23 protein-coding genes are annotated in these 24,599 nt (G+C 61.7%); 14 read left to right on the top strand and 9 right to left on the bottom strand.

Annotation, left to right across the window (positions count from 1 at the left end):
* Positions 1-64 precede the first annotated feature (64 nt).
* The 4 genes from H096_RS15115 to H096_RS15100 all read left to right on the top strand — a co-directional run bounded on the left by H096_RS15115 (position 65) and on the right by H096_RS15100 (position 5,017).
* The gene (locus tag H096_RS15115; RefSeq protein ID WP_033899563.1) at positions 65-1,606 is read left to right on the top strand and encodes an MBOAT family protein; all 1,542 of its coding nucleotides are present in this window, start codon (positions 65-67) and stop codon (positions 1,604-1,606) included.
* A gap of 11 nt (positions 1,607-1,617) precedes the next feature.
* The gene (locus H096_RS15110; RefSeq protein WP_033899562.1) at positions 1,618-2,787 is read left to right on the top strand and encodes an alginate O-acetyltransferase; all 1,170 of its coding nucleotides are present in this window, start codon (positions 1,618-1,620) and stop codon (positions 2,785-2,787) included.
* 16 nt (positions 2,788-2,803) lie between these two features.
* Positions 2,804-3,460, top strand: a complete 657-nt coding sequence (locus tag H096_RS15105; RefSeq protein WP_033899560.1) for an alginate O-acetyltransferase AlgF — start codon at positions 2,804-2,806, stop codon at positions 3,458-3,460.
* Between the two features lie 105 nt (positions 3,461-3,565).
* A complete protein-coding gene (locus H096_RS15100) occupies positions 3,566-5,017 on the top strand; it encodes a mannose-1-phosphate guanylyltransferase/mannose-6-phosphate isomerase (RefSeq protein WP_033899557.1) in 1,452 nt (483 codons plus the stop codon).
* Positions 5,018-5,110: 93 nt separating this feature from the next.
* Here the strand turns inward: H096_RS15100 and H096_RS15095 are convergent, their stop codons facing one another.
* On the bottom strand, positions 5,111-5,569 hold the full coding sequence (locus H096_RS15095; protein WP_156487794.1) for a hypothetical protein: 459 nt from the start codon (positions 5,567-5,569) through the stop codon (positions 5,111-5,113).
* Positions 5,570-5,698: 129 nt separating this feature from the next.
* Positions 5,699-6,112 (bottom strand): hypothetical protein, encoded by a 414-nt coding sequence (locus tag H096_RS33920; protein WP_156717484.1) that lies wholly within the window; start codon positions 6,110-6,112, stop codon positions 5,699-5,701.
* 180 nt (positions 6,113-6,292) lie between these two features.
* Here H096_RS33920 and H096_RS15085 point away from each other — a divergent pair, with 180 nt between their 5' ends.
* From H096_RS15085 to H096_RS15075, 3 genes are read left to right on the top strand one after another with little or no spacing between them, the layout of a single operon-like run.
* Positions 6,293-6,757 carry a hypothetical protein gene (locus H096_RS15085; protein WP_033899547.1) on the top strand — a complete coding sequence of 155 codons (465 nt, stop codon included), beginning with the start codon at positions 6,293-6,295 and terminating at the stop codon, positions 6,755-6,757.
* 14 nt (positions 6,758-6,771) lie between these two features.
* Positions 6,772-7,584, top strand: coding sequence for an SDR family oxidoreductase (locus H096_RS15080; RefSeq protein WP_033899544.1), 813 nt, complete (start codon positions 6,772-6,774; stop codon positions 7,582-7,584).
* Positions 7,584-7,985: a hypothetical protein gene (locus H096_RS15075; protein WP_033899541.1), complete on the top strand. Its 402-nt coding sequence runs from the start codon at positions 7,584-7,586 to the stop codon at positions 7,983-7,985. The genes H096_RS15080 and H096_RS15075 overlap by 1 nt, the downstream gene beginning before the upstream one ends.
* Before the next feature lie 7 nt (positions 7,986-7,992).
* On the opposite strand, the gene H096_RS15070 is transcribed toward H096_RS15075, so the two are convergent.
* From H096_RS15070 to H096_RS15055, 4 genes are read right to left on the bottom strand one after another with little or no spacing between them, the layout of a single operon-like run.
* Positions 7,993-8,853, bottom strand: coding sequence for an HlyD family secretion protein (locus tag H096_RS15070; RefSeq protein ID WP_033899540.1), 861 nt, complete (start codon positions 8,851-8,853; stop codon positions 7,993-7,995).
* 10 nt (positions 8,854-8,863) lie between these two features.
* Positions 8,864-9,064 carry a DUF1656 domain-containing protein gene (locus H096_RS15065; protein WP_012722318.1) on the bottom strand — a complete coding sequence of 67 codons (201 nt, stop codon included), beginning with the start codon at positions 9,062-9,064 and terminating at the stop codon, positions 8,864-8,866.
* Positions 9,054-11,231, bottom strand: coding sequence for an FUSC family protein (locus tag H096_RS15060; protein ID WP_033899538.1), 2,178 nt, complete (start codon positions 11,229-11,231; stop codon positions 9,054-9,056). The genes H096_RS15065 and H096_RS15060 overlap by 11 nt, the downstream gene beginning before the upstream one ends.
* A gap of 10 nt (positions 11,232-11,241) precedes the next feature.
* Positions 11,242-12,753, bottom strand: coding sequence for an efflux transporter outer membrane subunit (locus H096_RS15055; RefSeq protein WP_033899536.1), 1,512 nt, complete (start codon positions 12,751-12,753; stop codon positions 11,242-11,244).
* Positions 12,754-12,935: 182 nt separating this feature from the next.
* On the opposite strand from H096_RS15055, the gene H096_RS15050 reads away from it, so the two are divergent.
* From H096_RS15050 to H096_RS15030, 5 genes are all read left to right on the top strand, one after another.
* Complete coding sequence (locus H096_RS15050; protein WP_016974978.1) at positions 12,936-13,904, top strand: LysR family transcriptional regulator; 969 nt, start codon at positions 12,936-12,938, stop codon at positions 13,902-13,904.
* A gap of 62 nt (positions 13,905-13,966) precedes the next feature.
* Positions 13,967-14,941: a D-glycerate dehydrogenase gene (locus H096_RS15045; RefSeq protein ID WP_033899525.1), complete on the top strand. Its 975-nt coding sequence runs from the start codon at positions 13,967-13,969 to the stop codon at positions 14,939-14,941.
* An 86-nt stretch (positions 14,942-15,027) separates the two neighbouring features.
* Entirely contained in the window at positions 15,028-15,930 is a 903-nt protein-coding gene (locus H096_RS15040; RefSeq protein WP_016974976.1) for a chemotaxis protein, read from the top strand.
* The gene (locus H096_RS15035) at positions 15,927-16,409 is read left to right on the top strand and encodes a GNAT family N-acetyltransferase (protein WP_033899522.1); all 483 of its coding nucleotides are present in this window, start codon (positions 15,927-15,929) and stop codon (positions 16,407-16,409) included. The genes H096_RS15040 and H096_RS15035 overlap by 4 nt, the downstream gene beginning before the upstream one ends.
* A gap of 107 nt (positions 16,410-16,516) precedes the next feature.
* On the top strand, positions 16,517-17,260 hold the full coding sequence (locus H096_RS15030; protein ID WP_033899510.1) for a YkgJ family cysteine cluster protein: 744 nt from the start codon (positions 16,517-16,519) through the stop codon (positions 17,258-17,260).
* Here H096_RS15030 and H096_RS15025 read toward each other — a convergent pair.
* From H096_RS15025 to H096_RS15015, 3 genes are all read right to left on the bottom strand, one after another.
* The gene (locus tag H096_RS15025; protein WP_033899507.1) at positions 17,238-18,821 is read right to left on the bottom strand and encodes a PAS domain-containing methyl-accepting chemotaxis protein; all 1,584 of its coding nucleotides are present in this window, start codon (positions 18,819-18,821) and stop codon (positions 17,238-17,240) included. The genes H096_RS15030 and H096_RS15025 overlap by 23 nt on opposite strands.
* A 107-nt stretch (positions 18,822-18,928) precedes the next feature.
* Positions 18,929-19,699 (bottom strand): transporter substrate-binding domain-containing protein, encoded by a 771-nt coding sequence (locus H096_RS15020; RefSeq protein ID WP_033899504.1) that lies wholly within the window; start codon positions 19,697-19,699, stop codon positions 18,929-18,931.
* A 164-nt stretch (positions 19,700-19,863) separates the two neighbouring features.
* Entirely contained in the window at positions 19,864-20,097 is a 234-nt protein-coding gene (locus tag H096_RS15015) for a hypothetical protein (RefSeq protein ID WP_033899501.1), read from the bottom strand.
* 214 nt (positions 20,098-20,311) lie between these two features.
* Here H096_RS15015 and H096_RS15010 point away from each other — a divergent pair, with 214 nt between their 5' ends.
* The gene (locus H096_RS15010; protein ID WP_033899499.1) at positions 20,312-21,481 is read left to right on the top strand and encodes an efflux RND transporter periplasmic adaptor subunit; all 1,170 of its coding nucleotides are present in this window, start codon (positions 20,312-20,314) and stop codon (positions 21,479-21,481) included.
* Positions 21,478-24,576, top strand: a complete 3,099-nt coding sequence (locus H096_RS15005; protein WP_033899497.1) for a multidrug efflux RND transporter permease subunit — start codon at positions 21,478-21,480, stop codon at positions 24,574-24,576. Before H096_RS15010 ends, H096_RS15005 begins: the two co-directional genes overlap by 4 nt.
* Positions 24,577-24,599 lie beyond the last annotated feature (23 nt).

Below are 24,599 nucleotides of genomic sequence, written 5' to 3'. Positions count from 1 at the left end.
AAATCGTGGGGGGGTTTGGGGGGGCTGTAGCCCTTGACTGTTGGTTAAACATGGAGAGATCGGGATGGTTTTCTCGTCCAATGTGTTCCTGTTTCTGTTCTTGCCGATCTTTCTCGGCTTGTACTATTTGAGCGGGCAACGCTATCGCAACCTGCTGCTACTGTTGGCCAGCTACGTGTTCTACGCCTGGTGGCGAGTGGACTTCCTGGCACTGTTCGCCGCCGTGACGCTGTGGAACTACTGGATCGGCCTCAAGGTCGGTGCAGCCGGCGTGCGCACCAAGCCGGCCCAACGCTGGCTGCTGCTCGGCGTGGTGGTTGACCTGTGCATCCTCGGCTACTTCAAGTACGCCAACTTCGGCGTCGACAGCATCAACGTCATGATGAAGTCGGCCGGCCTGGAGCCGTTCATCCTGACCCACGTGCTGCTGCCGATCGGGATCTCGTTCTACATCTTCGAGTCCATCAGCTACATCATCGACGTGTATCGCGGCGACACACCGGCGACCCGCAACCTGATCGACTTTGCGGCATTCGTGGCGATCTTCCCGCACTTGATTGCCGGCCCGGTGTTGCGCTTTCGCGACCTGGCCGACCAGTTCAACAACCGCACCCACACCCTCGACAAGTTCTCCGAGGGCTGCACGCGGTTCATGCAGGGTTTCATCAAGAAGGTGTTCATTGCCGACACCCTGGCAGTGGTGGCCGACCATTGCTTCGCCCTGCAAAACCCGACCACGGGCGATGCCTGGCTCGGCGCGCTGGCCTACACCGCGCAGCTGTACTTCGACTTCTCCGGCTACAGCGACATGGCCATCGGCCTGGGCTTGATGATGGGCTTCCGCTTCATGGAAAACTTCAAGCAGCCGTACATCAGCCAGTCGATCACCGAGTTCTGGCGGCGCTGGCACATCAGCCTGTCCACCTGGCTGCGTGACTACCTGTACATCACTCTGGGCGGCAACCGTAAAGGCACGCTGACCACTTACCGCAACCTGTTCCTGACCATGCTGCTCGGTGGCCTGTGGCACGGTGCGAACATCACCTACATCGTCTGGGGTGCGTGGCACGGCATGTGGCTGGCGATTGAAAAAGCCATCGGCCTCAACACTTCGCCGCGCAGCTTCAACCCGGTGCGTTGGGCCTTCACCTTCCTGCTGGTGGTGATGGGCTGGGTGATCTTCCGCGCCGAGAACCTGCACGTCGCCGGCCGTATGTACGGTGCGATGTTCAGCTTTGGCGAGTGGTCGCTGTCGGAACTCAACCGCGCCAACCTCACCGGCCTGCAAGTGGCAACCCTGGTGGTGGCGTACGTAACCCTGGCGTTCTTTGGCCTGCGCGACTTCTACACCAACCGCCCAGCCGAGAAGACCGAGAAAACCAAGCCAGCCGATCCGAGCCTGATCAAGGCCGTACCGGGCGACAACCCAGGCAGCATCCACGAACCCGGCTTCACCGTGGGCCAGGATGCCGCCGTGCAACCGGCCTACTGGACCGCTGACTGGCCACGCTACGCCATGCGCGCTGCGGTGCTGCTGCTGTTCGTGGCGTCGATTCTCAAACTGTCGGCGCAGAGTTTCTCGCCGTTCCTTTACTTCCAATTCTGAGGGAGCCGACCATGACCCGTTCATTACGCGTCCTCTATATCGGCCTGTTCCTGGTGGTGCTGCTGGCCCTGGGCGCCTGGTCGCTGCGCAGTTTCTTCGGCTTCAGCACCAACGCCGACGCCACCGTGCTCAATGGTCGCTGGACCAAAGCCGTCGAGACCCACTACGACGACGAGTTCCCGATCAAGCGCATCGGCACCAACCTGTGGGCGGCGCTGGACTACAAGCTGTTCAATGAAGGCCGCCCTGGCGTGGTGCTGGGCCGCGATCACTGGTTGTACAGCGACGAGGAATTCAACCCCGCCGTCAACGAAGACCAGAACCTGCAAGGCAACTACGCGCTGGTCGAAGGCGTGCGTCAGAAACTGAAGGCCCAAGGCATTCAACTGGTGATGGCGATTGTGCCAGCCAAGGTGCGCCTGTACCCGGAACACCTGGGTGAAGTGAAACCGGCCAGCATCCACGCCAACCTGTATGACGACTTCCACGCCCGTGTCGCGGCCGACAAGATCATCGCCCCGGACCTGCTCGGCCCGCTGCAACAGGCCAAGCTGGGCGGCAAGCAAGTGTTCTTGCGCACTGACACCCACTGGACCCCGGACGGTGCCGAAATCGCCGCCAAGCAATTGGCCAAGACCATCGCCGACAAGACCCCGCTGAGCGGCGAGCCACAACGTTTCGTCACCGAGGCCGAGCACACCGCGCCGCACAAAGGCGACCTGCGTCTGTTCCTGCCGCTGGACCCGCTGTTTGAAAACCTGATGCCGCCGAAAGAGCCGTTGGAAAAACGCGTGACGCACCTGGCCGAAACCAAAGGTGACGACGCCCTGTTCAGCGACAGCGAAACCCCAGTGGCCCTGGTGGGCACCAGCTACAGCGCCAACCCCAACTGGAACTTCGTCGGCGCCCTCAAGCAAGCCCTGGGTAGCGACGTGGTCAGCTACGCCGAAGACGGCCACGGCCCGATCCTGCCGATGCTCAGCTACCTGAAAAGCGATGACTTCAAGAACAGCCCGCCCCAGGTGCTGATCTGGGAGTTTCCTGAACGTTATCTGCCCGTGAACAACGAAATCGGTGATGCCGACCCAGCGTGGGTTGCGCAGCTTAAACAAGCCGGTTCGCGCCAACAGAACATGGCTATCAACACTAAATCCGAGACGCCCGACCGGGCGCAAAACTGAAAGAGAGGTAACTCACATGACTTTCACTACAACTCCTCGTCGTCTCGCTAAAACCCTGGCTATCGCGGCCGGCCTGAGCTTCGTATCGATGTCCGCCTTCGCCGGTGGCGACGCCGCTCTCTACGGCCCTACCGCGCCAAAAGGCTCGAGCTTCGTGCGGATCTACAACGCCAGCAACCAGGAAGTCAGCGCCACCGTCGGCGCCACCAACCTGAGCGACGTTGCGCCACTGGCCAGCAGCGACTTCAGCTTCATGCCCGGCGGTGACTACAGCGCCAAGGTCGGCAGCCAGACCGTGCCGGTCAAACTCGCCCCGGACCACTACTACACCCTGGTCAACAGCGGCAGCGGCCAGCCACAACTGATCGAAGAGCCACCGTTCAAAAACAAGCAGAAGTCCCTGGTGCGCGTGCAGAACCTCAGCGACAAGGCCCTGACCTTGAAGACGGCTGACGGCAAGACCGATGTGGTCAAGGCAGTCGCTGCCAAAGGCCGTGGCGAGCGTGAAATCAACCCGGTGAAAGTGAGCCTGGCGTTGTATGACGGTGACAAGAAAGTTGGCGATGTGAAGCCCGTGGCCCTGGAGCGTGGTGAGGCAGCGGTGCTGTACGTCACCGGCTCCGGTTCGAGCCTGTCGCCAGTCTGGGTGAAACGCCCCGTGTCGACCCGCTAAACCATTTTCCGGGTTGGTTAAGACCAACCCGGACCGAGACAAAAACAAGAGTGAAACGACAAACCTTCGTAGCTCTGACCCAAATCGATTCAAGGAGAAACACCCATGATCCCAGTAATCCTTTCCGGTGGTAGCGGCTCACGTCTTTGGCCGCTTTCCCGTAAACAGTTCCCTAAACAATTCCTGGCCCTGACCGGCGAGCACACGCTGTTCCAGCAAACCCTGGAACGCCTGGTGTTCGAAGGCATGGACACCCCGATCGTGGTCTGCAACAAGGACCACCGCTTTATCGTCAACGAGCAACTGGCCGCGCGTAAGCTGGAAAGCCAGCGCATCCTGATGGAGCCGTTCGGCCGCAACACTGCGCCGGCCGTGGCCCTCACCGCGATGATGCTGGTCAATGAAGGCCGCGACGAGTTGATGCTGGTGCTGCCCGCCGACCACGTGATCGACGACCAGAAAGCCCTGCAACGCGCCCTGGCCCTGGCCACCGTGGCCGCCGAGCGCGGCGAGATGGTGCTGTTCGGCGTACCGGCCACCCGTCCGGAAACCGGTTATGGCTACATCAAGTCCACCGCTGATTCGCTGCTGCCCGAGGGCGTGAGCCGCGTGCAACAGTTCGTGGAAAAACCTGACGAAAAACGCGCCATCGAGTTCGTCAAAAGCGGCGGTTACTTCTGGAACAGCGGCATGTTCCTGTTCCGCGCCAGCCGTTTCCTCGAAGAACTGAAAAAGCACGACCCGGACATCTACGACACCTGCCTGCTGACCCTGGAGCGCAGCGAGCAAGATGCTGACACCGTGTCCTTCGACGAAGCCACCTTCGCCTGCTGCCCGGACAATTCCATCGACTACGCCGTGATGGAAAAAACCCAGCGCGCCTGCGTGGTGCCGTTGAGTGCCGGTTGGAGCGACGTGGGTTGCTGGGCGTCGCTGTGGGCCGTCAACGACAAAGACGTGCACGGCAACGTGAGCAAAGGCGACGTGGTGATCCAGGACAGCCGCAACTGCATGATCCACGGCAACGGCAAGTTGGTGTCGGTGATCGGCCTGGACAATATCGTGGTGGTGGAAACCAAGGACGCGATGATGATTGCCCACAAGGACAAGGTCCAGGGCGTCAAGCAGATGGTCTCGACCCTCAACGACCAGGGCCGCAGCGAAACCCAGAACCACTGCGAAGTCTATCGTCCGTGGGGCTCCTACGACTCGGTGGACATGGGCGGGCGTTTCCAGGTCAAGCACATCTCGGTCAAACCGGGCGCGTGCCTGTCGCTACAGATGCACCACCACCGCGCCGAACACTGGATCGTGGTCAGCGGCACCGCCGAAGTGACCTGTGACGAGAACGTGTTCCTGCTCACCGAGAACCAGTCCACCTACATCCCGATCGCCTCGGTGCATCGCCTGCGCAACCCGGGCAAGATCCCGTTGGAGATCATCGAAGTGCAATCGGGCAGCTACCTGGGCGAAGACGACATCGAGCGCTTTGAAGATATCTACGGTCGCTCGACGCCGGTTGAACGTGGCGTTTCAGTGAAAACTATCGCGCAGTAAAACAGTCCTAAAAGAAGCCCCCGTCCAGCCGGCTGCGTCCCCTATCCGCAGCCGGTTGGGCGGGGGCTTTTTTAGTTCACAGGCCGTCTAAGCCTATGCGCGACCGCCCCAGTTATTGGGGTCATAGGCGTTGTAATTCCCTGTATTGTTAGTGCTGTCATTCGCGCTGCCATATTTATCCTTGCCATACTCCTCAACCGCCCTGCCCCCCCAGACCATCGCCCCGCCGACAACCTTCGCCGCTGCGCCACCACTGTTCGCAACTTTCGCTCCAACCCCCTGCATTGCCGCGCCAGCCACCGTTATGGCTGCCCCCTTTGTCTCATCACTAACATGCATCGCCGTTGAAAAGTGCGAATTGACGTGGTTGCTGATGCCTCGCATAACCGTTTGGCGAAGGTTCGTCAGCCCCATATTTTGCATACGGGGTAAATGCGTGCCGACTTCTTCCTTCAGCGTTTGAGGAATTGCTCCCGGCGCAGCGGATGCGGGCGCGGGTGCAGGGGGGACAAAAGGAGTGAGTACAGCTGCAAGGGTATTTGATACGGTCATAGAACATCTCACTTCGTAAGACTACGGTTGGTTTCCTTCATGGCTTACCGTGCATTTCCGTGCTCAAACTAAGTGTAAAAATGTTCCAGACCAGTTCCTCGGATAAAGCGCTACGTGCTGTATAGGCCGTTACGCTCTTGCAGCGCCGGCGAATTTGTCGGCACCGACCTCCTGGGCAACCTTACCCCCCACGATCATCGCGGCGCCCAAGACTTTGGACAACGTACCACCGTTGTTGGCCATCTTTTGTCCCGCCTCTTGGGCTGCCATGCCGCCCACTGCAATACCGAACCCTTTGGCGTGCTTGACGTTCATGCCGCTGTTGCGTAGTTCCGTTGAAGGTGCTTGCAGCAGGGTTTGCCCCAAGCTTGTAAGCTTCTGGTTCTGCATACGACCAGACGGGAGTGAGCCCAGCTCTTTATTCACTGGCTTGGACGCTCCAGCAGCGTCCGCCGTGGGCGCTCGCTGGGCTGTAATAAGAGAGGTCACTACCGAAGCAAGGGCAGTGGTGACGGCCGGTACAAGAATGGCTGAAGCAATCATAGTGAGTCTCGCTTGATCAGACTGTGGTTAACATCGTCCTGGATAATCTGGAATTTCCCTATGCTGGTTTTGTGGAACAGATCCGTTGGCAGGTTCCCTCAAAAACGAAAACTGATACTGCGATAGGCGTCGGGCCCACCCCGCAGGTAGGATGTTTTATCCGCATATGAGGTTGTCACCATGTTCTTCGGCGTCCTACTGATCATCACCTGGCTGGTCCTGCTGCTGCGCTACCCAGCCAAAGCCTTGCCGGTGTCGTTGGCCGCCGCCGTCGGCCTGGGGTTCGTGGCAATCTGGGTGGTCTGGCTGGACAACCGCGAAGCCTCCCAACTGGCCCGCCTGGAGCTGCGCATCATCTACGCCGCCGACGAATGCCCCGCCGACCGACCGCTCAAACTGACGCTGAACAACGGCAACGACGTGCCGCTTACCGAACTACGCTGGCGCGTCGCCGCGTATGCGCCGGGCGATACGGTGAACCTCGCGGACAACGTCTATGCTGCCCCACGCTATCGCGGCCCCGGTGAGTTGCAAGCCGGCGCCACCTGGGAAGACTGCCTGCCCACTCCGCCCTTGCGCCCCGGCTACCGCGCGCAAACCCTGGAATTTCGCGCCGAGCACCTGCAAGGCAGTTTCTCGGACTGATTAAGGATCGATCCATGCCCAACGTACTCATCACCGGTTGTTCCAGCGGCATCGGCCGCGCCCTGGCGGACGCATTCAAAGCCGCCGGCTACACGGTATGGGCCAGCGCCCGCCGCCCAGAAGACGTCGCCGCCCTCGCTGCGGCGGGCTTTAATGCCGTCGAACTGGACGTCAACGACAGCGCTGCCCTACGGCGCCTGGCCGAGCAATTGGGCGAATTGGATGTGCTGATCAACAACGCCGGTTATGGCGCCATGGGTCCGTTGCTCGACGGCGGCACCGAAGCGATGCAACGTCAATTCGAAACCAACGTGTTCTCCATCGTCGGCGTGACCCAGGCGTTGTTCCCGGCCCTGCGCCGCAGCCAGGGATTGGTAGTGAATATCGGCAGTGTTTCCGGTGTGTTGGTAACGCCATTTGCGGGCGCCTACTGCGCATCGAAAGCGGCCGTGCACGCCTTGAGCGATGCGCTGCGCATGGAACTGGCACCGTTTGGCGTGCAGGTGATGGAGGTGCAGCCAGGGGCCATTGATACGAGCTTCGCCAAAAACGCCGGGGCCCAGGCTGAATTGCTGATCAACGAACAGTCCCCCTGGTGGCCGCTGCGCGAAGGCATCCGCGCCCGCTCCCAGGCTTCGCAAGACAACCCTACCCCGGCCCACCGGTTTGCCGCGCAAGTGCTCAAGGGCGTACAGCACCCCGTGCCACCGCGTTTGCTGCGCGCCGGAAATGGCAGCCGAGCGTTACCGTTGATGGCCGCGTTACTGCCCAAAGGTTTATTGGAGCGCGTTTTGAAGAAACGCTTTGGATTGGAACGGAGTTTGTAATGATCGACTACAGCGACTTTTTTGAAGAAGTGATCCAGACGCACGTCGAGATCGAGCAATGGTTTGCCGGGGTTGCACCCGAGGGCACCTTGCAAAACCTGCTCGCCCGTTTCTCCCCGGAATTCAGCATGGTCGCCCCGGCCACTGGCGCTCGGGTCAACGCGGCCGGGGTCAATGCCCTGTTTACACGGTTGGGCGGCATGCGCCCGGGGTTGAAGATCACCTTGAGCGAGATGGCCGGTATCGATCGCCATGCACGTGGCGCCACGGTGACCTATCGCGAACATCAGGTGGATGCCAGCGGCACCCAGACAGATCGCCGTGCCACGGTGGTGTTCGAGAAGCAGGCCAGTGGCGCGTTGCTGTGGCGCCATTTGCATGAAACGTTTATCAAGGCTTAACGCCGTTTCAGTTTTGTGTCTGATCGACGATGACGGTGCAAGTAATCCCCGCCGCCAACAACACCCCTTCCGGCACTTCGTCGATATGAATCCGCACCGGCACCCGCTGGGCCAGGCGCACCCAGTTGAAGGTCGGGTTCACATCGGCGATCAGCTCGCGGCTTTCGGGGTTGTCGCGGTCGTAGATGCCACGCGAGATGCTTTCCACATGGCCCTTCAAGGTCTCGCCGCTCATCAATTGCATATCGGCTTTATCGCCGACCTTGACGTGGGGCAGCTTGGTTTCTTCGAAGAAGCCATACACCCAGAACGAGTTCATATCCACCACGGCCATCTTGGCTTCGCCGATGCGGGCGTAGTCGCCGCGATGCACATTGAGGTTGGTGACGTAACCATCGACGGCCGCCACCACTTGGGTGCGTTTCAAATTGAGTTCGGCGGCTTCCAGTTGCGCCTGCGCGTGCTGGTAATCGGCCAGCGCCGAGTCGGCGATGTTGCTGGCGTCGTCGCGGTTTTCCTTGGAGATCACCAGCGCATCGAGGTCGGCGCGGCGATGGGCATTGACCTTGCGCATTTCCCAGGTGGCTTTGCGCGACGCCACCAGTGACTGCGCCTGCTTGACCGCAATGCGGTAGTGCTCGGGGTCGATCTGCATCAGCAGGTCACCCTTTTTCACCAGTTGGTTGTCACGCACCGGTACGTCGACCACCTCACCGGTAACGTCGGCGGCGACGTTGATGACATCGGCACGCACACGGCCGTCACGGGTCCACGGGGTTTGCATGTAGTGCACCCACAACGTGCGGCCAATCCAGATGGCCAAGGCCAATACCAGCAAGGTCGCGAGCAGGCTGAAAAACTTTTTCATCGGGGCATTCTCAACGGTAGACGGTCAGCGCCAGGGCGCCGAACAGGCAAACGAACAGGCTCAGGCGCAGCAACGCCGGGTGCCAGAAAAAACGGTACAGGTCGAAGCCGGCCAGGAAGCGATCAAGCGCCCAGGCCAATACGGCTGCGATCAGGAACATCAGGGTCATGGTCGGCATGTACACGCCGTGGAACGCGATTTCACGGGGCATGCGAGGATCCTTTTAGAGCGGCCAGCGGCGATTGCGGGTCCAGCAGCGAGGTGCGGATAAAGTGCAGGTAGCTTTTCACCCGGCGCAGGGCCGAGGTGTCGAAGTGCGGGGCGAAGGGTTCGTCGGTGGCCTGCACGCGGCTGATCGCATGGTCGACCGCGATCAGGCCACGCTCCAGGTTGCTCGCGCTCGGTTGCAGGAACAGCCGCACCAGCGAGCGGCCCATCACGCGGATCGCCTGGCGCCACGGCTGGGATTCGGCGTACGCCGGATGCACCGGCAGAATCGCCTGTTCCTTGCGCAACTCGATGATCGCGTGGCCGACTTCCAGCACCACGAACATCCAGCGCAGCAGGTCGCGCTGTACTTGCGGCTGGCCGACGGCAAGACCGTAGGCCTGGTGCAGCAAATCGCGAGTGCGGCTTTCGAAACTCGACGCCAAGCCCTTGAGCTTGCCGCTGATTGCATACACCACTTGCTCGCGCAGGTCCTGCTCCAACCGCCGCCACAGCCAGCGGCTGTTGGGCGGCAGGATGATCGCCCCCGCCGCCGCGCACACCAGCATGCCGATGACCATGGCGATGTAGTCGTTGATGAAGGTGTAGGGGTTGTAGACCGTCAGGTTATCCGGCACCGAGCCGGTGCTGAAGAAAATCAGCAGCCCCACGCCGACACCCGCGTATTGCGGGCGCGAAGCGAGGAACGCGCCAAAGATGATCACCGGGGCAAGCATCACGCACAGCAGTGGGAAACCGTCGATCCAGGGGAACACGAAGAACATTTCGACAAAGCCCACCAGGGCCCCGATCAAGGTTCCGCACGCCATCTGGAACGCCATGCGTTTCGGGTTCGGCGTGGCGGCGGACAAGCCCACCGTGGCGGCAGCGATCAGGGTCATGGTCGCGCCGCTAGGCCAGGCGGTGGCCACCCAATAGCTGCCCAAGACGATGAGGATGAATGACGCGCGAATCCCCGAGGCGGCGCAGGCCAGCCAGTTGGTCTTGGGAATGAAGGTTTCGTCCCACTGCTCGCGCTCATGGCTGTGGTCAGCCAGGGACGCGTGGGTTTGCGCGTAGTTGTGCAAATCATCTACGAAGCGATAAAGCAGCTCGTAGGCGGTGTGGAAATCCAGCTGTTCGGCTTCACTGGGATTCTCTTCCTGGAAAGCCGCACGCAGGCTGCGGACCTTGGCGGGCAGGCCGTCCTTGTAGGCGCTCAGTTGGTTGACCAAGCGTGCCGCGTCCGGGCTGGTAAGCGCACGGCCGGAGAAGCCATCGAGCAGTTCGGCAAGATCCTGCAGGCCGGGTTTGATGGCCGCGACCACATGGTCCGCCTCATCCGTGCGCAAGCGCTCCAGCAACTGATGCAAGGCATTGAAGCGTGTGGTGATGCTCATGAACTCGCTGTTGAGGCGACTGAGCCGGCCGTTGCGCCGACGCATGTGCGGGTCTTCAAACACCGTGATGCTGCGCAGCCCTTCCAGGCCCACGGCTTCGGCGATAAAACGCACGTTGCTGGCCTCGAAACCCTCACGCTGGCTGCGCCCACGCAGGCCGTCGGTGACGAACAGCGCAAACACGCCGAAGCGCTGGTACAAGGCGTTGCGCATGGCGGCACTGCTGGTTTGCGGCAGGATCGCGGCACTCACCAGGGTGGAACACAGAATCCCCAGGGAGATTTCCAGCACCCGCCACACCGCCGCCATGAAGGCGCCGTCCGGATGCGCCAGGGCCGGCAGCCCGACCATCGCCGCCGTATAACCGGCCAGCACAAAACCATAGGCGCGAAAGTTGCGATTGCGCGTGGCACCGGCGGTGCAGATGCCCACCCAGATCGCCAAGGCGCCGAGGAACAACTCGGTGTTCTGCGCAAACAAGGCAATCAACAACACCATCACCGCCGACCCCGCCAAGGTGCCAAGGAAGCGATAAAAACTCTTGGCAAACACCTGGCCGCTTTGCGGCTGCATGACGATAAATACGGTGATCATCGCTGTGCGCGGTTGCGGCAGTTCCAGGCGCATGGCCAGCCACAGAGTCAGGAACGCGGCGACCAGTACCTTGAAGATATACACCCAGGTCACGCCATCGCTGCGTGCCCAGTCGAAAAAACCACGGCGCCACTCAAGGGCATGCAGCCAGCGCAGCGGTGCAGGCAAGGGAGTCATCGCATCCTACTCAGTGATCAAATACGGCCAGCGCCGCTGGGGTCTTGCTCGGAAGGGTCTTGGCGTCTTGCGGCACATCGTTGCCAGCGCCGAGGCCGCCGCCCAGGGCCGTCACCAGTTCGGCGTGGGCGCTCAGGCGAGCGGCTTGCACCTGTTGCTCGATCTGTTGCTGATGAAACAGCAAGGTCTGCGCATTCAGCACATTCAGGTAATCGGTGAGGCCACGTTGATAGGCGATCATCGCGATGTCGTAGGTCTTCTGCGCCGAGGCCACCGACTGCGCGGCGAAGGCGGCTTGCTTGTCCATCGATTCGCGGCGGATCAACTGGTCGCTGATGCCCTTGAGCGCATTGACCAGGGTCTGGTTGTACTGGGCGACAGCGATGTCATAACCGGCGCTGGCTTCGCCCAGTTCCGCACGCAGGCGGCCACCGTCGAAGATCGGCAAAGTGATCGCAGGTCCCACGTTGTAGTTGAATTTCTTGCCCGCCAGGAATTCCAGCATGCCGCCACCGGTGGCCATGTAGCCGAGGCTGCCGACCAGGTCGACGTTGGGGTAGAAACCGGCGTGGGCCACATCGATGCCACGGGCCTGGGCCGCAACTTGCCAGCGGCGGGCAACCACGTCCGGGCGTTGGCCAAGCAATTGCGCGGGCAGGCTCGACGGTAATTTCAACGGTGCGGCCAGGGACAGGCTCGGGCGTTGCAACTGCGCGCCTTCCCCCGGGCCTTTGCCCGCCAGGGCCGCCAGTTGGTTACGGCTCAGGGCGATCTCTTCGTCGAGGGCGTCCAGTTGGCGATGGGTTTCCGGCAACGGGGTTTCGGCCTGGCTGACGTCGAAGTGGGTGCCGATCCCGGCATTCAAGCGCTTGTTGGCCAGGTCGAGGATCTGCTGCTGTTGCGCCAGGGTCGCCGCGACGATATCGCGGTTGGCGTAATGCAACGACAACTGGATATAGGCGCGCACCACGTTGTTCTGCAATTCGAGCTGGGCCTGGCGCGCTTCGGCGGCGCTCATGTGCGCCAGGTCGACCGCACGTTCGGTGGCATTGCTTTCGCGGCCCCACAGGTCGAGGGCGTAACTCAGGCCCAGGGACGCATTGTTATCCCAGGTGTTGGCACCGCTCAGCTCGCCGGGACCATAGAACTGATCCTTCGGCCAGTTGTGGCGCTTGAGGGTGGTGTCGCTGTTGATCTGCAGCGACTCGGCTGACTCGGCAACTCCGGCCATGGCCCGCGCCTCACGCACTCGCGCGGCGGCCATGGCCAGGCTCGGGCTGTGTTGCGTGGCCAGGTCGACCCAGCGGCTCAGTTGCGGGTCGCCGTAGGCTTGCCACCATTGCCCGGTGGGCCAGCGGGCGTCCTGGGCGGCGCTCTGGATGGCTTCGTCGGTGGCCAGGTGGTTGGCGTCGAGAGATTGGCCTTGTGGGGCGATTCCTCCGGTTCCGATGCAGCCGCTGATTGCTAACGATAAAGCCCAGACACTGAGAGTCTTCAGCTCTCTGTTGATGCGACGCGGCACGGCAGGCGACTTCCTGAGGTGGTGGTGCGGGGTAGGTGGCGCAATTCTAGGGGGCGGCATGAAGGACGATAAGCTGGTATTCCTGTGAATCTTTGTTACCGTTCAGGCGATAATCCGTTGGTAGGGATCACTGGACGGCGTAACTTTCTGTCACAATTTGTTATCTCCCCTGAGAACACTCCATGGACACTTTGCAAAACATGCGCGCCTTCAGTTGCGTGGCCGAAGCTGGCAGCTTCACCGCCGCCGCCGTGCAACTGGATACCACCACGGCCAATGTGTCGCGCGCGGTCTCCAACCTTGAGGCCCATCTGCAAACCCGCTTGCTCAATCGCACCACCCGCCGCATCGCGCTGACCGAGGCCGGCAAACGTTATCTGCTGCGCTGCGAACAGATCCTGGCCTACGTCGAGGAAGCCGAGGCCGAAGCCAGCGACGCCCACGCGCGCCCCGCCGGGCAGTTGAAAGTGCACACCATGACCGGTATCGGCCAGCACTTCGTCATTGATGCGATTGCGCGCTATCGCCGTACTCACCCGGACGTGACCTTCGACCTGACCCTGGCCAACCGTGTGCCGGACCTGCTCGATGAGGGCTACGACGTCTCCATCGTGCTGGCCAGCGAGTTGCCGGACTCGGGTTTTGTCTCCCAGCGCCTGGGCATTACTTACAGCATCGCGTGTGCCTCGCCGGATTACGTCAAGGCCAAAGGTTGTGCGCAGCGCCCACAGGACTTGCTCAACCACGCCTGCCTGCGCCTGGTGAGCCCAGTGATCCAATTGGATAAATGGACCTTCAACGGCCCCGAAGGCCAGGAAAGCGTGGCGATCAACACCTCGCCGTTCCTGGTGAACTCCGCCGATGCGATGAAAACCGCGATCACCAGCGGCATGGGCGTCGGCCTGTTGCCCGTGTACGCGGCCATCGAAGGCCTGCGCAACGGCACCCTGGTGCGGGTGATGCCCAACTACCGTTCCCAGGAACTGAACCTGTACGCCATCTATCCGTCGCGCCAATACCTGGATGCGAAGATCAAGACCTGGGTGGAATACTTGCGCGGTTCGCTGCCGGAAATTCTGGCGGCGCACCAGGCGGAACTGGTGGCGTATGAGTTGAGTGGCAGCCTCAGCGGCGTGCGGATGGCGAACTGACAATCCGCAACAGGAATGTTAGCGTGCTTGGCATTCTTCCGTAGTCGATGAGCCCGCCTGCAATGAAAAAGACTGTCCTCGCCTTCAGCCGCGTCACCCCGGAAATGATCGAACGCCTGCAACAGGATTTCGAGGTGATCGCGCCCAACCCCAAGCTGGGCGACCTCAACGCTCAATTCAATGAAGCCCTGCCCCACGCCCACGGCCTGATCGGCGTGGGCCGCAAGCTGGGGCGTGAACAGTTGCAGGGCGCGAGCAAGCTGGAAGTGGTGTCCAGCGTGTCGGTGGGCTACGACAACTACGATGTGGCGTACTTCAACGAACGCGGGATCATGCTCACCAACACCCCCGACGTGCTCACCGAAAGCACCGCCGACCTGGCCTTCGCCCTGCTCATGAGCAGCGCCCGCCGAGTGGCCGAGTTGGACGCCTGGACCAAGGCCGGCCAGTGGAAAGCCAGCGTCGGCGCGCCGTTATTCGGTTGCGACGTGCATGGCAAAACGCTGGGCATCGTCGGCATGGGCAACATCGGTGCGGCCGTGGCGCGGCGTGGGCGCCTGGGTTTCAACATGCCGATCCTGTACAGCGGCAACAGCCGCAAGCCAGCCCTGGAGCAGGAACTGGGCGCACAGTTTCGCAGCCTCGATCAGTTGCTGGCCGAGGCGGATTTCGTCTGCCTGGTGGTGCCGTTGAGCGACAAGACCCGTCACCTGATCAGCACCCGCGAGCTGGGCTTGATGAAGTCCAGCGCGATCCTGATCAACATCTCCCGTGGCCCGGTAGTCGACGAGCCGGCGCTGATCGAAGCCCTGCAAAACCAGCGCATCCGTGGCGCCGGGCTGGATGTGTATGAGCAGGAGCCTCTGGCAGAGTCGCCGCTGTTCCAACTGAGCAATGCCGTGACCTTGCCGCACATCGGCTCGGCCACCCACGAAACCCGTGAAGCCATGGCCAACCGCGCCCTGGAAAACCTGCGCAGCGCCCTGCTGGGCCAACGCCCGCAGGACCTGGTGAACCCGCAGGTGTGGAAGGGCTGACTTTAAGGGCCCATGCCCCTAAAGCATGGGCCTCTCAAGTCGATAACCTTCCATAGATCGTCATCCCTGATCCACAGAAGGTTTTTATGTCCACCACCAAAGCCCGCGCAGACTCACTTTCGCTTCTGCTCTTTACCTTGCGCAGCGGCAAGCTGATGGCGATCAACCTGCTGAAAGTCAGCGAAATCATTCCCTGCCCGCCGCTGACCAAGCTGCCGGAGTCCCACCCCCACGTCAAAGGCATCGCCACCCTGCGCGGTAACTCGCTGGCGGTGATCGACCTGAGCCGCGCCCTCGGCGAAATGCCGTTGGCAGACCCCGACGGCGGCTGCCTGATCGTCACCGACGTGAGCCGCTCCAAGCAAGGGTTGCACGTGCAGGCGGTGAGCAAGATCGTGCATTGCCTGACCACCGACATCCGCCCACCGCCCTATGGCTCTGGCGGCAACCGCGCGTTCATCACCGGGGTCACCCAGGTGGAAGGCGGCCTGGTGCAGGTACTGGATATCGAGAAAGTCATCCACGGCATCGCGCCGGCACCAATCGAAGCGGCGCCGACCGACCTGACCATGGAAGAAGCCGAAGTACTCGGCAACGCGCGCATCCTGGTGGTGGACGACAGTCAGGTCGCCCTGCAGCAATCGGTGCACACTCTGCGTAACCTCGGCCTCACCTGCCACACCGCGCGCAGTGCCAAGGAAGCCATCGATGTGTTGCTGGAGCTGCAAGGCACGGTCGAGCAGATCAATGTGGTGGTGTCGGACATCGAAATGTCGGAAATGGACGGCTACGCCCTGACCCGCACCCTGCGCGAAACTCCGGATTTCCAACACCTCTATGTACTGCTGCACACCTCCCTGGACAGCGCGATGAACAGCGAAAAAGCCCGCTTGGCCGGCGCCGACGCAGTACTTACCAAATTCTCATCGCCAGAGCTGACCAAGTGCCTGGTGGTGGCCGCGCAAACGGTGGCGCAAAAAGGCCTGTGAGCGATTATTTCCAACTGCTGCGGCGCGACCTCACTGGCAGCCTGCCCGCCCCGCAATGGCCAGCCGGGGTGCAGCTGGACCACTACCGCGACGACCTGGCGCCAGCGATTCATGCCGTGTTGTGCCTGACCCAGGAACAGGGCGGCGGTCGCGTGCCCAACCTGGAAACCTGGCGACACCCATTCACCACCGATGCCGAGTTCGATCCCACCCTGTGCCTGGTGGTCAGCAACAACGACGGCATTCTCGGCGTGGCCCAATGCTGGACCAGTGCCTTTATCAAAAACCTCTCCATCCACCCTTGCGCCCAAGGCCAAGGGCTGGGGCGTGCCCTGTTGCTGCACAGCTTCCAGGTGTTCAAGCAACGCGGTGAGCCCTATGTGGACCTCAAGGTGCTGGAGAGCAATGGGCGTGCTCGCCAGCTGTATGAAAGCGCGGGGATGACATTTGTCCTACGCGACTTAGTCAGTCAGGACTGACACGCACTGGCGTGTAACTTGCTTCCAGAGAGCGAATCGGTGAACAGAGGTAAAAACCCGTCACCGTTCTTGCGTGCCCTCTGACCTAGCCTGGTGACAGATCCGCCATGAATACTCAATTTTCCTGCGTCGGTTGCGGCAAATGCTGCTCCGACCACCACGTGCCCCTGACCCTCGCAGAAGCCCGGATGTGGGCGGCGGACGGCGGTAACGTCATCGTTCTGGTGGAAGGTTTCCTGGGCAATGGCCTGGGCCTGCCCCAGCAGCAACGCGAACATGCCGAGCGCCGTTCGGTGGTGGTGCCCAGCGGCAATACCGAGGCGTTTGTGGCAATCACCTTTGCCGCCTACAACGCCGGACGCTGCCGGAATCTTGACGACGACAACCGGTGCCGCATCTATGAGCGCCGCCCATTGGTGTGCCGCATCTACCCGATGGAAATCAATCCGCATATCCCGTTGAACCCCGCCGCCAAGGATTGCCCGCCAGAATCCTGGGAACAGGGGCCGGCGCTGATCGTCGGCGGTGAGCTGATGGACCAGGAACTGGCTGAACTGATCCGCCGCTCGCGCCAGGCCGACCGCGACGATGTGCAGACCAAAGAGGCGGTGTGCGCTTTGCTGGGCATTCGCACCACGGCGCTCAAGGGTGATGGCTTTACCGCTTACTTGCCGGACATGGGCGCCTTCGCCCAGGCGATTGAGTTGGCGATGAATCAGCCGTCCGAGGCTAATGAATGGGTGTTCCATGTGTCGGGGCTGGACATCGCCGAGCAGGTGCTGGATGCCGGGGCGCAGATTGCCACCGAGGTGCCGGCCAACTATGCGTTTATCCCGCTACGCGCGGCTTAGACCAGAACTCTCGCGCCAACTGACGCAAATCCTCCGCCAGCGCCGCCACATCGCTTGAGCTGAGCTGGCTCTGCTGCCCGGCGCTGACGGTGGCCTCCCCGGCGTTTCGGATGCCGACAATATTGCGGTTGATGTCTTCGCTCACCGCGCTCTGCTCCTCCACGGCTGTTGCGATCTGCTGGCTCATGGCGGTGATTTGCGTGACGCGCTGGCTGATGCCGTCCAGCGCGGCGGCGGCCCGTTGCGCTTGTTCGACACTGGCCTGGACATGCTCGCTGCTTTGCGCCATGGCCTGCACAGCATCCCGCGCGCCGCCTTGCAGGGTGCTGATCATGCGCTGGATTTCATCGGTCGATTGCTGGGTGCGCTGGGCCAGGCCGCGTACTTCATCGGCCACCACGGCAAACCCGCGCCCCTGCTCTCCCGCGCGCGCAGCCTCGATAGCGGCATTCAACGCCAGCAGGTTGGTCTGCTCGGCAATCGTGCGGATCACTTCCAGCACGCTGCTGATCTCGCCGCTGTGGCTTTCCAACTGGTGAATCACCTCAGTCGCCCGCGCCAGTTCCTGGGACAGGCGCAACACGGCATCACGGCTTTGATCCACCCGCTGATGGCCTTCGCGGGTTTCGCTGCCAGCCTGGTCGGCAGCCTTGGACGCCTGCTGCGCGTGGTTGGCCATTTCGGCCACACTGGCGGCCATCTGGTGGATCGCCGCCGCCACTTGGTCGGTCTGGGTTTGCTGACCCAGGCTACTGGCGTGGCTGCTGTCGAGGTGCCGCACCAATTGCGCGGCATGGCCGGACAGGCGCTGGGACGCATCGCCGATACGGCCCACCACAGCGCCCACCTGGGCTTCGAGCATATGCAAGGCAAACTCGACCTGCCCGCACTCGTCGCGGCGTCCGGTGTAGATCGCCTGGCTTATAGGGTTGTCGGCGATACGGCGCGCCCGCGCTTGCAACTGGGCCAGGGGCCGCAGGATCACTTGCACACCCACAGCCCCGACCGCACAGCCCACCAACAGCGCCAGTAATTGCCAAGGCAACGCGTATTCCACCAAGCCCAGGCCCAGCGCCCAGGTCCCACCACAGGTGACGGCGACCCACGCCAGCAGTTTCATGCCCATGCCGATGGCCGGCCACGTCGGGCGCTTGCCGGCTCGCAAGCGCGCGTACGCCCGCTCTGCCAGGGCAATCCTGCGGGCATCCGGCTTGGTGCGCACCGATTGATACTCCACCGTCGCTCCGTCGCGGGTGACCGGCGTGGCATAGGCGCTGACCCAATAGTGATCGCCGTTCTTGCAGCGGTTTTTCACCATGCCCATCCACGACCGCCCGCCCTTGAGGGTTTGCCACATATGGGCAAATGCCTCGGGTGGCATATCCGGGTGACGCAGCACGTTATGCGGCATGCCCAGCAACTCGTCACGGCTATAGCCGCTGATGTCGATGAAATCCTGGTTGGCGTAGGTCATCGCGCTGGTCAGGTCGGTGGTCGAAAGGATGTTGGCGTCGGGGGCAAAGTCCACATTCCGACCGGTGACCGGCAGATTGATCTTCATGGAGAAGCGCGCTCGTGATTGTTGGAGGAGTCGGCAGGGCGTCGACTCTAAGCGCACCGAGAGGGCAAATACTGATCCAGCTCATGTTCCGCGCAATTAATTAGCCATCATTGTGGGTCCAATCGATAAGGCGCAAGGATCCGTTGGTATTCGCCATTGTGCTTGAGCTGTTCGAGGGCGCGGTTGAGCTCCGCGCGTAAGGCCGTGTCGGTATTGCGCAGCGCAATCGCTACGCCATCACCCAACATCTCGGCGGATACGGCGGCGCCCATGAAGTCGAAATCCTCGCCGACTGCAGTGTCGAGCAACGCGCTGCGCATTTCGACGGTGCCCTGCAAGGTTGCATCGATATCGCCTGCCACCAGGCTGCGGATCAATTCGTCGTTGAGCCAGAAGCTTTTGATGATCACCCCTTTTCCGGCCCATTGAGTCCGAACGAAGGCTTCGCGATTACTGCCCAGCAATACACCGACTCGCTTGCCTTTGAGGGACGTTGTGGTTGGCGTCAGCCCTGAGTCTCGGCGTGCCACCAGCCGTGTCGTGAAGGGATAGAGGATATCGGTGAAACTCACCCAGCGCCGCCGCTTCGGGGTTGGCGCGATCCCCATGATTGCGTCGAATTGGCGGGCTTCAAGGTCTGTGAAGTTCTCCACCAGCACCTGGTCGACCCAGGTACAGCGCACATTCAACTGCTGGCAAAGGGCATTTCCCAACTCGATATTCAGGCCGACCAACTGCCCTTGCGGATTGCGGCTCTGGAAAGGCGGAAATAGAGCGGCGACGGCGAAACGGATTTCACGTCGCGGTTGATCCAGGCCCGCGACGGCATCCACTGCAAGTAACAGGGCAAGCGCTACACACAGGCGTACAAAGGCCACAGGATACGTCCTTTTCCGGAAAGAGCTCCCTCCTGCCCAGCCGGGTAAAAAATCAGGGCTGGACAGAAACTGTGCAAGCTTTCAAGAAAGGATCGCAGGCCTACAAGCAGAAAGTTCGGCGATCAGCGTAGGCAACGTCCGTGAAACATTTCAGCGAATTATTCTTAACGTTTACCCATGGAGCGGCGAGTGCCCGGTGGTGCCATGCCTGGAGTCTTGGTATGACCGTTCTTGGCGCCGTTCTTGTACCAGGGCTGGGCGTTATTCTTGCTCCCCTCCAGCTCACCCGGCTTGAAAGGAAACTTGAACGCCGGGATCTCGGCTTTTTCAACGCCATCGGCGCTGGCCGAATCGACGAGATCGGTCGCTTCAACAGGGGATTGTGTCGGGGATGTCATGAAAGCTCCGGGGCGTGCAGGAAGTGATGCGGGCACACATTAAGGGCCACGTATGTAGGAAGTATACCTGCGCAACGCAAATCTTTGACCTGCGTCGTACGAGTGGTCAGGCCTTTACTGACGCGGCTGTCAGATAGCGGTCACTTTACTGACCGGGTCCGCAGGCTATAAATACTCACCCCATCTCTTTCCCTTCGTCCTGGCGCCTTACCGCATGCACATTCCTAGAAGAAAAACTGCAGTGATCGTGGGAGTCCTCATCCTACTGGCCGTGGCGGCCTGGGCGCTGACCCGGCCCGCCAAGACCAAGCTGGTCGCCTCCACGGCCGTGCCGGTCCGCGTGATGAAAGTGGTGGAACAGGATTTGCCACGCTACGTCACGGGCATCGGCTCGGTGCTGTCGTTGCACAGCGTGGTCATCCGCCCGCAAATCGACGGCATCCTCACGCGATTGCTGGTCAAGGAAGGGCAACTGGTCAAGGCTGGCGATCTATTGGCGACCATCGATGACCGCTCGATCCGCGCCAGCCTTGACCAGGCCAAGGCGCAACTGGGCGAGAGCCAGGCGCAGTTGCAAGTGGCCGTGGTCAACCTCAAGCGCTACAAGGAACTGAGTGTCGATGACGGCATCTCCAAGCAGACCTATGACCAGCAACAGGCGCTGGTCAACCAGTTGAAAGCGACGATACAAGGTAATCAAGCCGCCATCGACGCGGCCCAGGTACAACTGTCGTACACGCAGATTCGCTCACCGGTCACCGGCCGCGTCGGTATCCGCAGCGTGGATGAAGGCAACTTCCTGCGCATGAGCGATGCCCAGGGGCTGTTCTCGGTCACCCAGATCGACCCGATTGCCATCGAATTCTCTCTGCCGCAACAGATGCTACCGACATTGCAGGGCCTGATCGCGGCCGCTTATCCAGCACGCGTGGACGCCTACCTCGGTGCCGATACCGAAAGTGAAAACTCCGACCTGCTGGGCCAGGGCCGCTTGAGTCTGATCGACAACCAGATCAGCGGCACCACCGGCACCATCCGCGCCAAGGCCGAATTCAGCAACAGCACGCAGAAACTCTGGCCGGGCCAACTGGTGACGATCAAGATCCAGACCGCCCTCGACCGCAACGCCCTGGCAGTGCCGCCCAGCGTGGTGCAACGCGGTCTGGATTCACACTTCGTATACCGCGTAAACGGCGACAAGGTCGACATCGTGCCGGTGCAAGTGGTGTATCAGGACAGCGACCGCAACATCCTCAAGGGCATCCAGGTGGGCGATGTGCTGGTCAGCGATGGTCAGTCGCGGCTCAAGGCCGGCGCCAAGGTCGACATTCTCAAAGAGCCACCCCAGGTGATCCAGACCGCTGACGCCAAGGTGCAGCCATGACGACATCTCGGGGATCGATTTCCGCCTGGTGCATCGACCGCCCGGTCGCCACCCTGTTGCTGACCTTCGCCCTGGTGCTGCTCGGGCTGATTGCCTTTCCCAAGCTGCCTATCGCCCCGTTGCCGGAAGCCGAATTCCCGACGATCCAAGTGACCGCGCAACTGCCCGGCGCCAGCCCCGACACCATGGCATCGTCGATTGCGACCCCGCTGGAGGTGCAGTTCAGCGCCATCCCCGGCATGACCCAGATGACGTCCAGCAGTGCTTTGGGCTCCACCCTGCTGACCCTGCAATTCACCCTCGATAAGAGCATCGACACCGCTGCGCAGGAAGTGCAGGCCGCCATCAACACCGCCGCCGGCAAACTGCCGAGTGACATGCCGAGTCTGCCGACCTGGCGCAAGGTCAACCCGGCAGACAGCCCGGTGCTGATCGTCAGTGTCAGCTCCCATGACATGCCCGGCACCGAACTGAGCGATCTGGTGGAAACCCTGTTGGCCCGGCAGATCAGCCAGATCGACGGCGTCGGCCAGATCAACATTACCGGCCAGCAACGCCCGGCGATTCGCGTGCAGGCGTCTCCCGACAAGCTCGCCGCCATCGGCTTGACCCTGGCCGACATCCGCTTGGCGATCCAGCAATCGAGCCTGAACCTGGCAAAAGGTGCGTTGTACGGCAAGAACAGCGTGTCGACCCTGGCAACCAACGACCAGCTGTTCCACCCGGATGAATACGGCGACCTGATCGTTTCCTACAAGAACGGCGCCCCCGTTCAACTGCGCGACGTAGCCAAGGTGGTTGACGGTTCGGAAAACGCCTACGTTCAGGCCTGGGCCGTGGACACGCCCGGCGTCAACCTGGTGATCACCCGCCAGCCCGGCGCCAACATTGTCGAGACCGTGGAGCGCATCCAGGCCGAGCTACCACGCCTGGAGGCCATGCTGCCGGCCTCGGTGCAGGTCAGCGTGTTGATGGACCGCACCACCACCATCCGCGCCTCGCTGCACGAAGTCGAAATGACCCTGCTGATCGCCGTGTTGCTGGTGATCGGCGTGATGGCGATTTTCCTGCGCCAGTGGTCGGCAACCGTAATTGTGTCCAGCGTGCTGGGCGTGTCGTTGATCGCCAGTTTTGCCTTGATGTACGTGATGGGCTTCAGCCTGAACAACCTGACCCTGGTCGCCATCGTGGTGGCCGTGGGGTTTGTGGTGGACGATGCGATTGTGGTGGTGGAGAACATCCATCGCCACCTTGAGACAGGGTTGGACAAGCGCGAGGCGGCAATCAAGGGCTCCAGCGAAATTGGCTTTACGGTGGTGTCCATCAGCGTGTCCCTGGTGGCAGCCTTCATTCCGCTGCTGTTCATGGGCGGCGTGGTCGGCAGGCTGTTCAAGGAGTTTGCCTTGACCGCCACCTCGACCATCCTGATTTCCGTGGTGGTGTCCCTGACACTCGCGCCGACCCTGGCCGCATTGTTCATGAATGCGCCCAGCCATCGTCCCCATGACAAACCCGGCTTTGGTGAAAGGCTGCTGGCAGCCTACGAAAGAACCCTGCGCCGCGCCCTGGCCCACCAACGCACCATGGCCGGCATTTTCATGCTGACCCTGGCGCTGGCCGTGGCCGGCTATGTGTTTATCCCCAAGGGATTCTTCCCGGTACAGGACACCGGTTTCATCCTTGGCACCAGCGAGGCAGCTGCGGACGTGTCTTACCCGGACATGGTCGAAAAGCACAAGGCGCTGGCTGAGATCATGAAGGCTGATCCGGCTGTGCGGGCGTTCTCCCACTCCGTCGGCGTGACCGGTAGCAACCAGACCATCGCCAACGGTCGCTTCTGGATTTCCCTTGTTCCCCGAGGCGACCGGGATGTCTCCGCCAGCCAATTCATCGATCGCATCCGCCCCAAGCTGGCCAAGGTGCCGGGCATCGTGCTGTACCTGCGTGCGGGCCAGGACATCAACCTAAGCTCCGGCCCCAGCCGTAGCCAATACCAGTACGTACTCAAGAGTAACGACGGCGCAACGCTGAACACCTGGACCCAGCGCCTGACCGAGAAATTGCGCTCCATACCAGCATTTCGCGATATCTCCAACGACCTGCAACTGGGCGGCAGCATTACCCACATCACCATCGACCGCCGCGCCGCCGCACGTTTCGGCCTGACCGCCACCGACGTCGACCAGGCGCTGTACGACGCCTTCGGCCAACGCCAGGTCAATGAGTTCCAGACCGAAATCAACCAGTACCAGGTGGTGCTGGAACTGGACACCCAGCAGCGCGGCAAGGCCGAAAGCCTGAATTACTTCTACCTGCGTTCGCCGCTGACCAATGAAATGGTGCCGTTGTCGGCGGTCGCCAGTGTCGATGCGCCCACCGTCGGCCCGTTGTCCATCAGCCACGACGGCATGTTCCCGGCCGCCAACCTGTCGTTCAACCTGGCGCCCGGTGTGGCGTTGGGCGATGCGGTGATCCTGCTCAACCAGGCGAAAAACGAAATCGGCATGCCAGCCTCGATCATCGGCAACTTCCAGGGGGCGGCGCAGGCGTTCCAGAGTTCGCTGGCCAGCCAACCCTGGTTGATCCTTGCGGCGCTGGTGGCGGTCTACATCATCCTCGGGGTGCTGTATGAAAGCTTCGTGCACCCGCTGACGATCATCTCGACGTTGCCTTCGGCCGGCCTGGGCGCACTGATCATGTTGTGGCTGTTGGGCCAGGACTTCTCGATCATGGCGCTGATCGGCCTGGTGCTGTTGATCGGTATCGTCAAGAAGAACGGTATCCTGCTGATCGACTTCGCCCTGGACGCCCAGCGCACACGGGGGCTGTCGCCCCATGATGCGATCTTCGAAGCATGTATCACACGGTTCCGGCCGATCATCATGACCTCATTGGCCGCATTGCTCGGCGCCCTGCCCCTGATGCTCGGCTATGGCGCCGGTGCGGAACTGCGCCAGCCGCTGGGTATCTCGGTGGTCGGCGGCCTGCTGGTGAGCCAGGCGCTGACGCTGTTCACCACGCCGGTCATATACTTGTACCTTGAGAAGTTTTTCCACAAGCCCAAACCAACGCCTGCGTTGGCGGCCACACAATGAGGCTGAGGCCCCGGCCTGGAGCA

This window comes from Pseudomonas sp. FH1 (assembly GCF_000510895.2).
Taxonomy (GTDB): Bacteria; Pseudomonadota; Gammaproteobacteria; order Pseudomonadales; family Pseudomonadaceae; genus Aquipseudomonas; species Aquipseudomonas azotoformans_A.
The sequence above is the reverse complement of the archived record's forward strand: the minus strand, read 5'-3'. Positions and strand labels throughout refer to the sequence as shown.

Excerpts from the sequence above, each read along its gene's own strand:
- H096_RS15115 (WP_033899563.1), top strand. The coding sequence starts at position 65 with ATGGTTTTCTCGTCCAATGTGTTCCTGTTTCTGTTCTTGCCGATCTTT.
- H096_RS15110 (WP_033899562.1), top strand. The coding sequence starts at position 1,618 with ATGACCCGTTCATTACGCGTCCTCTATATCGGCCTGTTCCTGGTGGTG.
- H096_RS15105 (WP_033899560.1), top strand. The coding sequence starts at position 2,804 with ATGACTTTCACTACAACTCCTCGTCGTCTCGCTAAAACCCTGGCTATC.
- H096_RS15100 (WP_033899557.1), top strand. The coding sequence starts at position 3,566 with ATGATCCCAGTAATCCTTTCCGGTGGTAGCGGCTCACGTCTTTGGCCG.
- H096_RS15095 (WP_156487794.1), bottom strand. The coding sequence starts at position 5,569 with ATGACCGTATCAAATACCCTTGCAGCTGTACTCACTCCTTTTGTCCCC.
- H096_RS33920 (WP_156717484.1), bottom strand. The coding sequence starts at position 6,112 with ATGATTGCTTCAGCCATTCTTGTACCGGCCGTCACCACTGCCCTTGCT.
- H096_RS15085 (WP_033899547.1), top strand. The coding sequence starts at position 6,293 with ATGTTCTTCGGCGTCCTACTGATCATCACCTGGCTGGTCCTGCTGCTG.
- H096_RS15080 (WP_033899544.1), top strand. The coding sequence starts at position 6,772 with ATGCCCAACGTACTCATCACCGGTTGTTCCAGCGGCATCGGCCGCGCC.
- H096_RS15075 (WP_033899541.1), top strand. The coding sequence starts at position 7,584 with ATGATCGACTACAGCGACTTTTTTGAAGAAGTGATCCAGACGCACGTC.
- H096_RS15070 (WP_033899540.1), bottom strand. The coding sequence starts at position 8,853 with ATGAAAAAGTTTTTCAGCCTGCTCGCGACCTTGCTGGTATTGGCCTTG.
- H096_RS15065 (WP_012722318.1), bottom strand. The coding sequence starts at position 9,064 with ATGCCCCGTGAAATCGCGTTCCACGGCGTGTACATGCCGACCATGACC.
- H096_RS15060 (WP_033899538.1), bottom strand. The coding sequence starts at position 11,231 with ATGACTCCCTTGCCTGCACCGCTGCGCTGGCTGCATGCCCTTGAGTGG.
- H096_RS15050 (WP_016974978.1), top strand. The coding sequence starts at position 12,936 with ATGGACACTTTGCAAAACATGCGCGCCTTCAGTTGCGTGGCCGAAGCT.
- H096_RS15045 (WP_033899525.1), top strand. The coding sequence starts at position 13,967 with ATGAAAAAGACTGTCCTCGCCTTCAGCCGCGTCACCCCGGAAATGATC.
- H096_RS15040 (WP_016974976.1), top strand. The coding sequence starts at position 15,028 with ATGTCCACCACCAAAGCCCGCGCAGACTCACTTTCGCTTCTGCTCTTT.
- H096_RS15030 (WP_033899510.1), top strand. The coding sequence starts at position 16,517 with ATGAATACTCAATTTTCCTGCGTCGGTTGCGGCAAATGCTGCTCCGAC.
- H096_RS15025 (WP_033899507.1), bottom strand. The coding sequence starts at position 18,821 with ATGAAGATCAATCTGCCGGTCACCGGTCGGAATGTGGACTTTGCCCCC.
- H096_RS15015 (WP_033899501.1), bottom strand. The coding sequence starts at position 20,097 with ATGACATCCCCGACACAATCCCCTGTTGAAGCGACCGATCTCGTCGAT.
- H096_RS15010 (WP_033899499.1), top strand. The coding sequence starts at position 20,312 with ATGCACATTCCTAGAAGAAAAACTGCAGTGATCGTGGGAGTCCTCATC.
- H096_RS15005 (WP_033899497.1), top strand. The coding sequence starts at position 21,478 with ATGACGACATCTCGGGGATCGATTTCCGCCTGGTGCATCGACCGCCCG.